9 protein-coding genes are annotated in these 16,328 nt (G+C 47.6%); 3 read left to right on the top strand and 6 right to left on the bottom strand.

Going from position 1 to position 16,328, the window contains the following annotated elements; all coding sequences use genetic code 11:
- Positions 1-282: 282 nt before the first annotated feature.
- Together MKZ13_RS28625 and MKZ13_RS28630 are read right to left on the bottom strand one after the other, a co-directional pair.
- Entirely contained in the window at positions 283-3,675 is a 3,393-nt protein-coding gene (locus MKZ13_RS28625; protein ID WP_339180044.1) for a cellobiose phosphorylase, read from the bottom strand.
- A 161-nt stretch (positions 3,676-3,836) separates the two neighbouring features.
- The gene (locus tag MKZ13_RS28630) at positions 3,837-4,826 is read right to left on the bottom strand and encodes a LacI family DNA-binding transcriptional regulator (protein WP_339180046.1); all 990 of its coding nucleotides are present in this window, start codon (positions 4,824-4,826) and stop codon (positions 3,837-3,839) included.
- Positions 4,827-5,550: 724 nt separating this feature from the next.
- Between MKZ13_RS28630 and MKZ13_RS28635 the strand changes: the two genes are divergently transcribed.
- The 3 genes from MKZ13_RS28635 (at position 5,551) to MKZ13_RS28645 (ending at position 10,287) form a co-directional block, all read left to right on the top strand.
- The gene (locus tag MKZ13_RS28635; protein ID WP_339180048.1) at positions 5,551-7,197 is read left to right on the top strand and encodes an AraC family transcriptional regulator; all 1,647 of its coding nucleotides are present in this window, start codon (positions 5,551-5,553) and stop codon (positions 7,195-7,197) included.
- A gap of 108 nt (positions 7,198-7,305) precedes the next feature.
- Positions 7,306-8,334, top strand: a complete 1,029-nt coding sequence (locus tag MKZ13_RS28640; protein WP_339180051.1) for an ABC transporter substrate-binding protein — start codon at positions 7,306-7,308, stop codon at positions 8,332-8,334.
- Between the two features lie 240 nt (positions 8,335-8,574).
- Positions 8,575-10,287 (top strand): ABC transporter ATP-binding protein, encoded by a 1,713-nt coding sequence (locus MKZ13_RS28645; RefSeq protein ID WP_339180054.1) that lies wholly within the window; start codon positions 8,575-8,577, stop codon positions 10,285-10,287.
- 331 nt (positions 10,288-10,618) lie between these two features.
- On the opposite strand, the gene MKZ13_RS28650 is transcribed toward MKZ13_RS28645, so the two are convergent.
- From MKZ13_RS28650 to MKZ13_RS28665, 4 genes are all read right to left on the bottom strand, one after another.
- Positions 10,619-11,923 carry an ABC transporter substrate-binding protein gene (locus MKZ13_RS28650; protein WP_339180057.1) on the bottom strand — a complete coding sequence of 435 codons (1,305 nt, stop codon included), beginning with the start codon at positions 11,921-11,923 and terminating at the stop codon, positions 10,619-10,621.
- A complete protein-coding gene (locus MKZ13_RS28655) occupies positions 11,902-13,677 on the bottom strand; it encodes a sensor histidine kinase (protein WP_339180059.1) in 1,776 nt (591 codons plus the stop codon). The genes MKZ13_RS28650 and MKZ13_RS28655 overlap by 22 nt, the downstream gene beginning before the upstream one ends.
- 92 nt (positions 13,678-13,769) lie before the next feature.
- Positions 13,770-15,419 (bottom strand): ABC transporter substrate-binding protein, encoded by a 1,650-nt coding sequence (locus MKZ13_RS28660; protein WP_339180062.1) that lies wholly within the window; start codon positions 15,417-15,419, stop codon positions 13,770-13,772.
- 27 nt (positions 15,420-15,446) lie between these two features.
- The gene (locus tag MKZ13_RS28665; protein ID WP_036667808.1) at positions 15,447-16,316 is read right to left on the bottom strand and encodes a carbohydrate ABC transporter permease; all 870 of its coding nucleotides are present in this window, start codon (positions 16,314-16,316) and stop codon (positions 15,447-15,449) included.
- Positions 16,317-16,328 lie beyond the last annotated feature (12 nt).

Raw genomic sequence — 16,328 nt, forward strand, 5'->3', positions numbered from 1 at the left:
AACATAAAGAGATTTTTTCTCTTTATGCCTTGAATGAATTTTAATGGTATCATCCATCAAAGGTCAGAGACACAAAGCACAAAGCAGCTCTAATCTAATTCCCGAATTAGATTAGAGCTGCTTTGTCTAGCAATGTAAAATGTAATGATACATCACGATCTGAGCTTACGTTTCTTGAATTCATTTCATAACTCATTAAATCATCGTTTTTGTAACGAGATATAGACAAATTGAACCATTTTGGTCTATATCTCGCCTTGATTGAAGCCGCTATTGCTTCTCTTACATATAGATATCAACAACCGTACGCTCAGTTGCATTGCGTGCTTCTCTGAACTCATCAAGCGAGATGCAGACCCCGCCCTGACGGTAACGGTTCGCTGTACGCTCGGTGCGAATGTCCTTGCCATTCACCGCTACACGGCTCACAGCACCTTCGTTCAAGTGATAGATAAACGTCACTGGCTCACCTGCATACTCGAATTCGAATTGCATGCCTTTCAGCTCAGCTGGCAATACCGGGTCAATGACCAGATCGCCGCCCTCTTGACGAATGCCAAGTGCATTGGAGATCAGCTGGTTCATGTAGATTCCAGGGCCGCTGGAGTAGATTCTCCATCCGCCTTTCACCTGTACAGTCCCTTTACGAAGCTGGTCAAAATGCTCCTGCGCCTCGTAACGCGTATTAAACTTGCCGTCCGAACTACTGAAGTATGAGTTCGCTTGGCGAATCTCCGCGTTAGGTACAACCTCACCGATACCAACCGGGTTGATCATCGCGAGACCATTCCACACCTGATCTGTCTTACCGAGCTTCGCCATCGCTTCTACGTAACGGATATGGGCGTGTACATATTGCAAACCAATCTCACGACCGAAGTTGGATGCTTGCTCTGCACGTTTGAAGTGTGTGCTTACACCACCAGCATATTGAGCTGGACGATTCATCAGACGCACGCCATCCGGGCATAGGAACTGCTCACGGATCAATGCGTAATGAGACTCTGCTTGCTCCGCATTCAGCAACTCACCAATCATGCTGCGCGTCATTGGCAACAGACGATATTGAATGCCTGTCTCTGTGTCCGTTGGATGAAGCATCAGCTTCGCTTGGTCGGCTTCTTCCATGTATACAAAGCCTGGAATCACATCTGTGCCCAGCATGTAACGGTTAAAGTCCTCACGAATGCCTTGAGCTAGCACGTCAAGCTCCTGTGCAAAGTCCGCATCCTTGAATTTCAGCGCTTGCGAGAGCACGTTTACGGACTGATACGTCAATGCCACCGTCCAACTGCTCACCATGTATTGCTTCAGCTGTGCATTGGCTGGTTGGAGCGTATCATCCCAGTCGCCATCTCCGTAGGAAGACAGAAACGTATCGTGCAGGAAGTGCGAACGGATATATTCGATCTCTTTTTTCGCGTGATCCAATACCGTTGCCGTCTCTTCCGTGAACCCGAAGCTATGCTTGACGGTATAAGGTACTTTCTCATCCAGGATTGCATAGTCGCGAGTCGCTGTCAGGTAGTCCGCCAATACTTTCAACGGCCATACGATGATGTCGCCATGACTCTCTTCCTGTTGAATCGCAAAGTATTTATCAAACATGAACCATTGCGGCCAGTTGCCATCATCTTCATATTGGTGGGTATAAACCATTTTGATGATATCGCGAACTTGCTCATATTTTTGCGTTGCCATAAAGTACTCCACCGGACCTTGGCACACATCCCGTGTACCCCAAGCCGCGCCGCCATACTGCTCCAAACCGTGAGGCACGGAGTAGTGAACCAGCATATTGTGGGTGTACCACCAAGCCAGCGCATTTACTTTGAACAGATCCTCAGCACTCTGACCTTCGCCACGGGACAAACGGAACCCGTTCATCACACCTGCGAAGAACTCGCGGTATGCCTGTACTTCCTCTTCAAACGTCAGGCTTGAACCTGCTACCACTCCGCTGTCTGCTTGGCCTTCCAATACCCCTTGTACCTTCAGCGTCCATTCAGCACTTGCTTCCAGACTAAGCGTAACTAGTGATGCAGACCCACTGCGGATACCACTTGCCAGCAACGTTTCGTCCCCTACATTCACAGCTGCGCCGTCCACCGACATGCGGTATTGCAGATCTGGGTACGTTCCTGCACTAATCGCTTGTGGATCAGCCTTGAAGATCAAAGTATCGCCATCCTGCGTCATATGCAGCGGATACTCGTATTCATTCACATTCATCGTAATCTGGTTTGTTACCAGGTAACGGTACGCCTTACCACTTGTGGAACGCACATTCATACTTACTTCCGTAGCATGTGCCCCTGTATAGTTCGTCACGATGATTGTATCGGATGCCGTTTTGTAGATCCAACGTACATAGTTGAAGCCAATCTCAAACAAGGAAGGCATCGTCAGCAGACGATATTGTCCGTCCACTTCCACATAGATGCGTTGTCCAGCCGTCTTCGGCACGTTTAATGCATTGCGGGCATTACTGATCATTTTATTAAAATTGGTGTTACCAATAACGAGCTGTGAGTTGAAAATACCGTACATATATGACGTTGTCGTAATAACCTGTGCTCCAAGTTGCACATTGCCACCACTCATCAGAATGTGACCGTGCGGACGCTCTACGAGCAATTCTTTTGCTTTCAGAACGATATGTTCATAGCTCCCTGTGAAGAAGGATAACAGTTCCTCACCGCTGTGCTCTTCCTGATGACGATCAGGGAACAGATCATGAATCTCATCTTGCGTCAGATCAAGTGTTACCAGTGGTTCACCCAGGAAGGAGGACAGTTTCACCTGTTCCAACGTATCACCGTTTTCCACAGTCTGAGCCTGTACTTCATTCCATGCTGCGGTAACTTCATCCCCGAATTCCAGTGCAGAGATTCCTTCGGCATGATTAGGCTTCGCTAGTCCATAAAACACTACCTGTGCTTCTCCGTTCAGATTCAGCAGTTCAGATTGCAGCGCCGTGTAGGCAAATTCATACTGGTACGTCTCATTCGCCAACATTGGGCGATTCAAGCTCTCTGGTTGATTCGTTTCCTTGTACGACAGACCGAAGAATTGGAATCCGTCTGTGGAGTACCCAATTGCTTTCGTCAGGGAACCTTGTTGCATATATGGAAATGCGCCGCCCTGAGGCTGGTTTTGACGGGAACAAACGACATAACCTTTCGCTTCATCTTCAAACACTGTGTGGTCAATGTATTGTGACAGATAAGCCTCATTGCTGCGTACCGCACCTGGATCAGCAAGACCTACATCCTGTCCGTACACCACGTCTACGTTATGTTGTTGTCCTGTGAGCTTCACATCCCAGAACCAGACACCTTGTGGTGTAGCCGTAAATACAACCTGATAGCCAATGCCTTTTTCACTACCTTCCAGCTGGACTGTGCCCTCCCAGATCAACTGGTTGCTGGATTGTGCCTTGCTTGTAATTACCTTGCTATTCGAACGTACACCAAGCAGCGGGAACGAGCTAATTTTCTCTCCCTCATGCACACGCAGGTACAGGTTGTTCAAAGATCCATCAATCTGGTTGCTGAGCAACTGGTTCAACATCGTTGTGCCGGATGTAGCCTGGTATAGGTCGCCACTGTTCAAAAAGGTAAAAGATAACTCTCCGGCACTTAACCGGATCGGTTCATTAATCATCGTTGTCATAAGGTTCACTCCTTGAATTAGTTAAAATCGAAACGTTTCGATAAATTTGAAAAAGAATAGGGGCCTCTTCAAACCGGCTTTTTACAGCCCGTCCGGACGATAACCCCATCATTAAACTTTTACTTCAGCATGCAGGCAGTTCTTTGTTGTTCAGACTCGGTCTAAACCGAACGTACAGAGTTGCGCTCGATCATATTAATCGTTAACGTATATGAAGGGTCAACCGCTTCGCCATTGAGCATCTGGAATAACAGATGTCCGGCGAGCGACCCGGCTTCATGCTTCGGCTGGCGTATCGTTGTCAGCGGTGGATGCACATATTCGGACAACTGAATATCATCAAAACCGATCACGGAAATATCATTCGGCACCGATACACCACGCTCTTCCAATGCCTTCAGGCCACCAATCGCCATCTCATCGTTACCGTAAAATACCGCTGAGGGAAGATCGCCCTGCATGATCATCATCTTGGTTGCACTGTATCCGCCCTCACGTACAAAATTGCCGTTCAGACGCCATTTGGACTTTTCTTCAAGCCCCGCTTCCCGCATCGCTCGCAGATACCCTTGGTAACGGAGCGCGTTGTCATACGAGTTGGATGGACCGCTGATATATGCAATCTTCTGATGTCCTGCCTGAATCAGGTGGCGGGTAGCAAGGTAACCGCCCTGCTCTCCATCCACCAGCACGTTGACCAGATGGTCACTCGACAGCTGACGATCCATCACAATGATCGGAAAACGATGACCGGCGGATTCTACCAGAATATCATCATGAATGTTATGCGCCAGGATGATGGCTCCATCTACTCTTTTTTCACGCAAAAATCGCACTGCCGTTGAGTCCCGTCCACCCATGGAGCTGCACGCAATCAGGTCATACCCGTTCGCGAGGGCTACATCCTGTACACTACGGATCAACTCCGAGTAATACGGGCCCGACAGATCGGTCAGGATCAAAGCGATCGTGTTTGTCCGGCTCCGTTTCAGGTCCATGGCAAAGCCGTTCTTGCGGTAATTCAGTTCTCGTGCTGCCTCAAGCACTTTAGCTTTGGTCTTGGCACTAACCTTGCTATCCCCGCTCAGCGCATAGGAAGCAGTCGAGAGTGCTACACCTGCCAGCTTTGCCACATCCTTAATCGTTGCCATTCCACGTTCGCTCCTTCTAAACTATATATAAGTTCAACTAAAGAATATTTACACTTACCACTCCGATGACAGAATAACCTTCCGATCGCTGTTATCCCCAGATTTTTTTTAATTCCCTTCTTCAAAGGGAAAATCCGGGGATAAAGGCGAACGCTTCGCTTCTTCACGTTATTTCTGTCCTCTCCGTTCTCGCGTAAAAAGTTTAGTTGAACCTATATAGAACAAATTCAAGGTTACCCATATTTTATACGGTACATGGTTAGAACAACCACTAAATCCTTCATTATCGTTTATTAATCTTTATACATATCATAGCGATGGATGTCAATCGAAACGTTTCGAGGTATTCTCAAAAAAAATCCTTGTCTCGATCCTTCCGGTACCACTGTTGAAGTACCTTATTCCAATCCATACCATTAATGATGGTCATGACGCGTCTTTCAATCTGGCGCCCTATGAACAGTTATTGCCTAATACAATGAAACTGGCATTAAACGCCAGATTGAAACGTTTCGACATTTTCATTATAGTCGGTGTTGATAGCGATTTCAACCACTTTATCTATTTTTCACAGAAAAAGTTGAATTGTCCAATCTGTCCATTCCACGTCACTCCGTTTATAGTATATACTGCATAATAGTTGAGATCCGCGAATTACGCCAGTATACAAAGGGCATGAGACGCATAATGCCCCTGCTGACTTATGTAAGGAGACAGTTATTTAATGAATATTTCCAAACCCACATACCAAAAAAAACCGCTGTCCCGTCCCGTTTCCTTGCAGAAGATTCAGTCCGTACCTGTTGCCCTGTTCAAGCTGTGCCATCTGGTGCAGCTTCACGACCGCGAGGCATTCTCCCGCATAGATGAGATGTGGAGCACACTTCACGTACTGTACGTCATTACTGCTGGCCAGGCCAGGCTGATCAGTGCAGAGGGCAAACTGACATTAAATGCAGGCTCTGCAGTCGTTCGACAAGCTGGAAGCCTGCTTCAGCACGAGAGCAAGCGCGGCTCCCTGTCGCCAGTACAGGGCGTTGCTATTGCTTTTGATTCCATTGAAAATGAACAGCTGTTCTGGCCGTTCGGGATACCAGCCCCCATTGCGAGCCGTACTCTCACCGACAGGGCAGTAGAGCTGATTCAAGCAAGTTCGACAGGCCATGATTCGAGCCCCTTCAGGCCACATATGCTTTTCTATGAATTACTGGATATTTTGCGGGATCATGTAGCTCATTCTGCTCATGAAGATCAATCCTGGCTCGATGCTGTACTCAGACATATCCATCAGATGTATACGCATCCGCTGACTCGCGAACAATTGGCACGCGATGCGAATGTGAGTCCTGAGCATTTTTCAAGAGAGTTCAAGAAGCATACAGGTCTTACGTTTGTTGAATATGTGACCCGTCTCAGAATCAGGATGGCTCAGGAACATCTGTTGTTCGCGAACCCTACGCTACAGGAAATTGCACAACTAACAGGCTACAGGGACACCTTTTATCTGAGCCGCAAATTCAAACAGATGGTTGGATCAGCCCCAACACACTACCGGAAAATGCCCAAGAAGATTGTATCTTTGACTTACAATTATACGGCCTCACTTCTGGCACTGGGCCACACTCCCCACATGGGCGCCGTTGCCAGCTGGATGGAAGAAAAAATGGGGGAACATGGTCATGATGGTCATGAACCATTTGAGCAACATTCCGAATATGAGCTGGTTAAACATACGGATCTGATTGCAAACGCTCAGCCCGATGTCATTATCGGATATGCACCGCATCCCACTTTCGATGAACTACGTCTGATCGCACCGACCATTCTGATGCCCTTTGAGGAAATCGATTGGCAGGAGCAGCTTCTTCTTTTGGGCCGAATTACCGGGCTTGAGTCCAATGCACAAGCGTTGTTAGATCAATATCACCAACTTGAACAAGAAGCCAATCATACGTTGGACCAACAGATGGCAGGAACACGAGGGTCCGCCGTTTGCATGTTTATGATTGGAGAAGACGGGGCTTATATCTACGGTCATGGCTGGGGCAGAGCTTCTCATGTGCTGTATCAATCGCTGGGCTTCACTCCACCCTCACGTATGGAGCAGGATGGGCAGTTACTTACGGGGTACGTTCATGTTCCGTTGTCCGAGATTCACTTGTATGCCGCAGATCACATGTTTGTCGCCTTCCCTGAGGAACCTGCCGAACGAGAAATGCTGGATAACCTGTTGAATCAGGAATCTTGGGGCACCCTCTCCGCCGTTCGTGAAGGACGTGTATACGAGATTGATGCCGACATGTTCTATGGATTTGATCCCTTGTCCGTTATGGAGCAGTTGCAGTATATCATGCGTCTCCTCACATCATAATTGTCCATGCTGTAGTGATCATAGTTGTCCATGTACAAATATCACATCTTCCTCTATGTTATTAATGAGAATAATAATCATTATTGATTATACACAGGGGGAACAAATATGTTTGCTACAAAAAAACGCTTTTCCGGCTTGCTGCTTATGCTCGCCATCATTATGATTCTGGCTGCTTGTAGCAGCGGAACAGGCTCGACTGCCACTGAACAGACATCGGCAGCGGGAACAGAAACGACAACCGGATCCTCCGAAACGAACATAGACACGTCGTCCAGTTCGGACAATTCGAATGCTACACGGATCTACAAGTCATTAAGCGGGGATGTTGAGATTCCGGCTGAACCGAAACGAATCGTCACGGATATGTACGTAAGTGATCTGCTCGCACTGGGTGTGAAACCCGTTGGGGCTGTTCAATATTATTTGGAAAACCCGTTCTATGCAGATCAGGTGGCGGGCATTGAAAGTATCGGTGATCGGGCAGCGGTATCCATGGAGAAGGTTATTGCCTTGAACCCGGATCTGATCATTACCTACTCTGATCAAGCCGAAGAGATTGAAAGTTATAAAAAAATCGCACCAACTGTGGTCATTCCGTACGGTACATTCACCAATGTACATGACGAAATCCGGGGATTCGGAGAGCTGATGAACAAATCCGAAGCAGCCGAAGCTTGGCTGAAAACGTACGATGAACGAATTGAAGCCGCTCGCGCCAAGGTGAAAACAGTCATCAAACCGGAGGAAACCTTCTCCATCCTTGAAGTATCCGACAAAAGTTATTATGGATATGGAGACAACTTTGGTCGAGGAGGACAAGCGGTCTACAGCGCTTTGCAACTTGCCCCTCTCGAAATCACCAAAAAAGAACTGATGGGTGATACCCAATGGAAAGAGATTTCTCGTGAAGTTGTTGGTGATTATGCAGGGGATCATATCTTCTTAACCGTTGGAGAGAACAATAAAAATTACAAAGGTGATGCCATCTGGCAATCCCTGCCGGCTGTGAAAAACAATCAGGTGTATGAATTATTAGAAGACCGTTACTGGTACTTCGACCCGATTGCAATTCAAGGTCAGGCTGAAGAATTCGCCGATATGATCGTAGAACGTGCCGAGCAAAACCGTAAATAACATAAGGATGAATCCAGGTGTCCGGACAGGCTAGGGCGCGTCTGAAAACTCCGAAGGAAGCAGATTTTGCCGAATTTTCGTTCCAAGCAAGAAAGTTTTCCGCAGGCGTGCCGGGGCACGTCAAGGGAAAGTGACGCAGCAGGGGGCGAAAAGGCGGTAAAAGATGCACTTCAACGAGTTTTGAGACACGCCCTAATTAGCCTGTTCGGGCATTTGTGTCATATCGAGGAGGACTTACATATGCTTCGCCGTTTTATGTCTTATTATCGTCCTTACAAAAGGCTCTTTATCTTGGACTTCTCCTGTGCCATTGCCGCCGCACTGCTGGAGTTGGCCTTTCCACTCGCCGTTAACCGAGTGGTCGATCAGCTGCTTCCGGCTGGCAATTGGTCCATGATCTTAGCGGCGTGTGTTGGGTTGCTCGGCATCTACCTGCTCAGTTCCTTTTTCCATTATGCAGTGACCTATTGGGGCCACAAACTTGGCATTAACATCGAATCCGATATGCGGCGTGAACTGTTCCAGCGTGTACAGAAACAGTCCTTCCGCTTCTTCGATAACAATAAGACCGGACATCTGGTCTCCCGCATGACCAACGATCTGATGGATATTGGTGAGATCGCGCATCACGGACCCGAGGACCTGTTCATTGCCCTCATGACACTCGCCGGAGCTTTCGGGATTATGCTGGGGATCAACTGGCAGCTCGCTGTGATGACATTCATCATCGTGCCGCTGATGATCTACCTGTCGCTGTATTTCAGTCGCAAAATGTCCAAAGCGTTCAAGCGTATGTTTGCGGATATCGCCGATTATAACGCACGGGTCGAGAACAATGTGAGCGGCATCCGTGTCGTACAAGCTTTTGCCAATGAAAAACATGAAGTAGGACGTTTCGTTGAGAATAACGAACGTTTCCGGCTTACAAAACTAATCACCTACCGCATTATGGCCTGGAACTCTTCACTCAGTTTTATCCTGATGAAATTTGTATCACTTTTTGTACTGGTATGTGGAACCTGGTTTGTCATTCAAGGCAGTATGACCTACGGGGAATTCATCGCTTTTGTGATGCTGTCCAATGTATTCCTCGGACCGATCGAGAAGATTAACTCCGTCATCGAGACGTATCCCAAAGGCATCGCCGGATTCAGACGTTACCTGGAGCTGCTTGAAGCTGTACCGGATGTAGAAGATACACCACAGGCAAAACCAATTCCGAATGTCAAAGGCGATATTGCTTTCCATAACGTTACCTTTTCTTATGGAGAACACAAACCTACACTGTCTCAGGTCAATTTGGATATCCAGGCAGGCCAGACGGTTGCTCTGGTCGGACCTTCGGGTGGGGGGAAAACGACGCTATGCAGTCTGATCCCACGTTTCTATGATGTGGATGCGGGACATATCTCCATCGATGGCATTCCGGTGAAGGACATGACGCTGGAATCACTGCGCTCCCATATCGGAATTGTGCAGCAGGATATTTTCCTGTTTGACGGAACAATTCGCGAAAATATTGCATACGGCAAACTGAATGCTTCCGATGAAGAAATCTGGCAAGCCATTCGCCGGGCCCAACTGGAAGAGCTGGTACAATCCCAGCCAGATGGACTGGACACCATGATCGGTGAACGTGGCGTGAAGTTGTCCGGCGGACAGAAGCAGCGTCTATCTATCGCAAGAATGATCCTGAAAAACCCACCTATTCTCATTCTGGATGAAGCCACTTCCGCGCTCGACACCGAAACAGAAGCTGCCATTCAACTGGCCTTGTCCGAGCTGGCTCAAGGTCGTACAACATTGGTGATTGCCCATCGACTGGCGACCATAAGACACGCCGATCGCATCGTGGTGGTGGAGAACGGTAGCGTAGCTGAACAAGGCAGCCATGAAGAACTACTCGCGCGCAAAGGCTCGTACAGCCGACTACATCAAGCCCAGTTTGGTTAAAGGCAGAGCTTAAAAGTGAAACCAAGTGGTTTGTAGGCTTAAACACATGGTCACAACAACAGAACAACCTTCCCTCTGTCCTAGAGTGAAGGTTGTTTTATATTTACTATTCGTTATATAAATTGAACTACATATTTACACGAGAACGCAGAGGACAGAAATAACCTGAAGAAGCGGAGCTAAAAGCTTTCTGAAAGAAAGCTGCATCGGAAGCATATGCTTCGCCTTTATCCCCGGATTTTACCCTTTGAAAAAGGAAATCCAAAAAAATCTGGGGATAACAGCGATCAGAAGGTTGTTCTGTCATCGAAGTGGCAAGTGTAAATGGCGTTTAGTTCAATTTATATAACTCCCCACCCAGAATGGCATTTGCTCGCTCACGAAATTCCACCGCCGCCTGCTCAGGCGTAATTTTGCCAAACAACAGCAGATCATACAACTCACGCAATACCGCAGTAACCTCGGGCGCACCAACAGGATCGGGCGGGTCCATCTGGCTACTGTTATCGGCAACCCAATCAATATAGTCAAATACCTGCGCCAGCTCCGGTTCAATCACCAGCTTCATCCGCTCTTTGACACTGGATGAGACGGGCACACCCCGCTCCCCTTTGAGCAGCAGATTGGCATCCAAATCATTCACAAAAAAGCTGATAAACTTGGCAGCCTCCTCCTTATGTCTGGAATTGCCCGCCATGGAGAAAAACATGCCTGGCTTCAAGAACAATCCATCCTGGCTGTTTGGCCCAGGCATTGGGGAGATGGTTAAGGGTTTGCCATAACGCTGAGCGGTGCTGATAAATTGGTTGGAATACCCCCAGCTAAACAAAGCCTCTCCCAGATAAAACGGGTCGTTATCAGGCTGGCCAATATCTGATGTCCAGATATCCGGTGCAAAAATAAGCTTATTCTCAGCGAGCTGCTGCATCCTGCCAAAGTAATCAATAAACAACCCATCATCCTCATACCCCAAACTCTTGCCATCCTCGGCGTATAGCTTGGAACCATACTGTCTCAAGTAATACGCGAAAAACTGTTCCGGTGTAAAATAGGTTCCCAAATAGATGCCTTTCCCGAGCAATTGCTCGCCCATCCGGTCAAAGTCCGCCCATGTCCACGTCTCCGTTGGCAATTCAATATCATTGGCCTTTAACACTTCCGGATCATAGATGCTGAGCATGGCGTTAACCCCCAAACTGAGACCATAGGTTTTTCCATTCAGGCTACCACTCTCCAACTGTTCCTTCTCAATATCTGTCGTGTCAATCAGCCCGCTCTGCATGTACGGCGTCATGTCTTCCAACAGTTGCAGCGAACTGTACTGGGACAGATAGGAGATGTCCATCTGGATAATGTCGGGCAACGCATTGCCTGCTGCATGTGGGGCAAGTTTTCTCCAATATTCATTGAAACTGCTATATTCGTATTCGATGTTCACATGTGGATTCAACTTCTCATACAGGTTGATAACAGCTATCGTTGCATTGTTGCGGAACTCCCCACCCCACCAAGCGATTCGCAGCGTTATCGGCTCTTCTTCCACAATCATGCCTGGCCTTTGATCCAACTGGTTCACGCAGCCAGGAAGAGTCAGCATAAGACAGAGCATGCCCATCATTCGCATCCATCTTCCCATAGCTTCTCCTCCTTACCTGGTGATGGGGGTGGCAGCAGCACCGTTACTCTCGTTCCACGCCCCGGCTTGCTCTCCAGCAGAACATCATATTCTTCGCCAAAAGCCAGACGCACCCGCTCCCTGATATTCAGCAGACCAATACCTGTGCCTCTGGTTTTCACTTCACCGCGCAGCACCTGTTCCACATATTCGGGTTCCATGCCGGGACCGTGATCCTCCACGATAAGGGCCAGCTTGCCACCTGATATTTCGGCATACACTCGAATCAGACATGATCCAACCTGTGGTTCCAAACCGTATTGAATGGCATTCTCCAGTAGTGGCTGTAGGGTCAACTTGGGAATGGCACAACCCAGATAGGAAGCAGGCACATCCATACGGAAATCCAATCGTTGCCGGAAACGGTAGGTCTGAATGGTGATGTAATGATTGACGATCTCCAGTTCTTCGGCAATGGTAATGATATTTTGTTTGAAGCTGATGGAGGAACGCAGCAAATATCCGAGTGACAGCACCATACTGGAGATTTGCTCCTGCCTGTTCTTTTTGGCGAGCCAATGGATCGAGTCCAGTGCATTATACAGAAAGTGGGGATTGATCTGCGCCTGCAGCGCCTTAAACTCCGTTTCCTTAATGACCAGCTGGCTTGCATAATTTTCTTTGATCAATGTATTAATATGTGTAATCATCATTCGATACGTTCGCTGTAGTAATCCCAATTCATCCATGTGCTGGTGTGTTGGAATGGACAGATTGGCGTCTATATTCTCCAGATCGCCATACTGCACTTCCTTCATCTGACTGATGAGCTGCCGGATTGGCCTTGTCAGACTGCGTGTGAACACCATACCAAGTGCGAGAACAACCAGAATGACGATAAGATAAACGACAATTAGTATATTTTTCAACCATATAATACGTTCAAAAATCTCATCATAAGAGGCCATATTATAGTAAACCCAGCCGGTGTAGGCGGATTTCTTCTGGGAAAGAAATATCTCCCTCCCATCCAGATTTTTGATCTCATATCCCCCACTGCCTGGAAGTGGATTCAGCCCCGCGGACACCGCTTCTGGAAGCTGGCGATAAGGATACACCACATCACTGCCTGCTTTTAAAATAATGTCACTGTCCTGGCTATTGATGCCCGCATACTCCTCAACGAGTCGCTCGATATTAATACGCAGAAACAGTATGCCTACCGGTTCCAGGGTCATCGGTTCGTAGGCTCGCACCTGACGGACCATAACCAGCATCGGGTCATCGTCATCCGGGTATAACCAGCGCACTGCACCATTGGCCTGCTCCGCAGCCGCAATCATCCGATCATATTTTTCCTGGGATACGGTGAGTGTCTCGCCATATTTATTCACTCTTCCCCTGGAATCAATCAGATGAACGGACTGCACATAACGTGCAGCCCCACTAATATGCTCCCATAGCCGATCCGTGATCTTCTTTCGTTCAATAAAGCTTGAATATGCGCTATCGTCATCCAGCAACGATTTCAAGGCCCTCTGAATCTGCGTATCGGAGATCATGTTTAATGATAACGCTTCCAACTTCTGAAGTTCTACATCCACTGTAGAAGAGGAAAGGTTCAGAAGTCGGGACGACTTATCAAACAGCTGTTTGTCATAAACGGAGTACGTATAATACAAGGACCCAAACGCCAGGATGATGATAAACGCCATCATGAACATAATCATTAGAAACATTTTCATTTTGATGCTCAGTTTTCGGTAGGCTGTCATGACCAAAGCGCTCCTCTGAACCACGTGATACTACTAGGTATATCACATGCAGGAAGGTTTTCCCAAAGTTTTAGCGCTCGATTTCTTACGTATTATTTGGACTGATATCGATCATAGGCAGCCTGATGAACCTCAATCGCCCGGTCAATGTCCATGCTCTTGATCGTTTCAGCCATGGTGTCAAATTCGGTGATCGGCTTCTGTCCGCTGATAATGGCAGTCATCGTCTCATTCAAATACGTATTCACCTGGCTCATGATGGACGTACTTGTGGTCACCTCATCTGTTGACAAACGAATTGGAGGAAGCGTTAAAGCTGAGCTTGCTTTCATCCATTCCGCATTCGCGGCACGCTGACCGTCGTCAAATAATAATGCATCCAGATAACGACTATCCTGATTGATCGGACCGTCCATAATGGATAAGGCATAGGAAGCCAGTGCCTGGTCATACGTCAGACCGTTCGGATTATTAATGATGGTATCTGTGAATTTGACACCTTCCCCGTCACGAACATAGCTGTCATTTTCGATACCAAAGTTGAACAGATCACTACCCTCGTCGCTATAGTTGTAGTCCATCCACTGAACAATATATTTCAATTTGTCTTCGTCTGCGGATGCCGTAATGGCCTCACCATAACTTAGTACCTTATTCTCCAGATTGAAGGTAGCATAAGAAGTTCCATCCGGAGATACGGGCCACGGTACGCCGGTTACGTTAAAGTTCGGATCGGTATCTCTCATCAGATTGAAGTATTTCCCCATGCCACTGAATACACCACCCTGATATGCGCCGGCCAGATTGCTGGTAACCTTATAGTCAAACGCTTTCCCGTCATTGGTCATGATCTCAGGATCAATCAGCCCTTCCTTGTACCACTTGGCCATGGTCTCCAAGAAATCACGGTAGCCCGGCTGAATCGGTCCAAACTCCACCTTGTCTCCATTCATCTGGAAGCCACCAATCACGCCAAAGGCCGCTGCAAAATCATGGAGCTTGGTCAGGTTACCCGGCCCCCAGTTTCCGGTGAAAGGAAGCTCATCAGGCTTACCGTTGCCGTTAGGGTCCTGTTCCTTAAATGCTTTAAGTACCGTATACCACTCATCGATATTGGTAGGTACCTTAAGGTTCAATGCATCAAGCCAGTCCTGGCGCATAATTAAACCGGAAGTGGCATTCAGCTTCAATGCATCCAGCTTCAGCAGCGGGAACATATAGATTGTGCCATCGTCGAGTGCAATCTGTTTCTTCACATCCGGATCGGATTCAATAATCCGCTTTAAGTTCGGTGCATAATTGTCGATCAGTTCATTCAAACGAATGATGCGACCGTCCTTGATCATTTTTTCCGGTCCGCCAACGGCATCCGCCCAGTTATAATAAATGACGTCCGGCAGCTCCTTCGTGGAGATCAACAGATTGAACTGGTCGCGCTGTTGTCCAAGCGGAGGATGTGTGAACTTCACTTGGATGCCAGTTAATTTCTCCTTTTCCTTGTAAGCCGCCATATCGCCAAAATTGTTCAAGGAAGCTGTCAGTTTGGCATCATTGGCGCGCCAGTAGTCAATGGTAAATGGCTCACTTGTAATCGGTAGCGGAATCTCGGTCAACGCCTGAACCGCAGGTTCTGTTCCTTCTGCTGGCTCTGCGCTACCTGGTTCATTATCACCCGTACAGCCCGCCAGTAAAGACATGGTAAGTAGCGATGACAACAGGATGGACCCCATTCTTTTTTTCACGTAATTCGCCTCCATAGGATACATTTTTTATTGTTTCACAGCACCGATTAGAGCGCCCTGAACAAAATAACGTTGAATGAACGGATATACCAGCATAATCGGCAGGGTAGAGATAATGATGGTTGCATATTTGATGTTCTCCCCAATGGCGAAGCCGGTATCAGCTCCAGCGCCCATGGCCTCCGTACTGCTGCTGATCAGAATATCACGCATAATAATCTGGATCGGATATAACTCCTGACTGCGTAGGTAGAGCATTGGTCCGACATAATCATTCCAATGGTCAACCGCATAATACAGCATCATGACCGCCAGGATTGGCTTTGACAAAGGCAGTACAATTCGGAACAAAATCAGAAAGTCATTGGCACCATCAAGCTTCGCCGATTCGATCAGACTGATCGGAATGCCTTCAAAGTTTGTTTTCATAATGAGGAAATAAAATGTGCTGATGGCACCCGGAATAATAAGCGCAAAACGGGTATCCACCATGCCCAGATTCTGAATCAGCAGAAAAGTTGGGATCATGCCCCCACCGAAAAACATCGTGAACGTAATTAACTTCATCAGCGTTTTTCTGCCCATCAGATCGCCACGTGATAACCCATAGGCAGCCAGCGAAGTCATAAGCAGATTGATGGCAGTACCCACCACAACATAGAACAAGGTGTTCATATATCCCGTATAGATGCGAGTATCCTGAAATACCGACTTGTACGCTCCCAGCTGAAAACCTTCAGGAATGAGCATCAGTGAACGGGAACGCAGCATCTGGTCCGGGTCGCTGATTGAAGAATTGAACACGTACAGCATCGGGTACAAGCATAAAACCATGATCACCAAAAGCAGCAGTGTATTGAATACATCAAAAAGTCGTTCCCCTATAGACTGTTTCATCGCTTCACCTTC

Origin of the sequence: Paenibacillus sp. FSL R5-0701 (assembly GCF_037973995.1) — a bacterium.
Classification (GTDB): domain Bacteria; phylum Bacillota; class Bacilli; order Paenibacillales; family Paenibacillaceae; genus Paenibacillus.

Bases quoted from the DNA above. Each gene is read 5' to 3' on its own strand.
- MKZ13_RS28665 (WP_036667808.1), bottom strand. From the start codon at position 16,316: ATGAAACAGTCTATAGGGGAACGACTTTTTGATGTATTCAATACACTG.
- MKZ13_RS28645 (WP_339180054.1), top strand. From the start codon at position 8,575: ATGCTTCGCCGTTTTATGTCTTATTATCGTCCTTACAAAAGGCTCTTT.
- MKZ13_RS28630 (WP_339180046.1), bottom strand. From the start codon at position 4,826: ATGGCAACGATTAAGGATGTGGCAAAGCTGGCAGGTGTAGCACTCTCG.
- MKZ13_RS28625 (WP_339180044.1), bottom strand. From the start codon at position 3,675: ATGACAACGATGATTAATGAACCGATCCGGTTAAGTGCCGGAGAGTTA.
- MKZ13_RS28635 (WP_339180048.1), top strand. From the start codon at position 5,551: ATGAATATTTCCAAACCCACATACCAAAAAAAACCGCTGTCCCGTCCC.
- MKZ13_RS28655 (WP_339180059.1), bottom strand. From the start codon at position 13,677: ATGACAGCCTACCGAAAACTGAGCATCAAAATGAAAATGTTTCTAATG.
- MKZ13_RS28640 (WP_339180051.1), top strand. From the start codon at position 7,306: ATGTTTGCTACAAAAAAACGCTTTTCCGGCTTGCTGCTTATGCTCGCC.
- MKZ13_RS28650 (WP_339180057.1), bottom strand. From the start codon at position 11,923: ATGGGAAGATGGATGCGAATGATGGGCATGCTCTGTCTTATGCTGACT.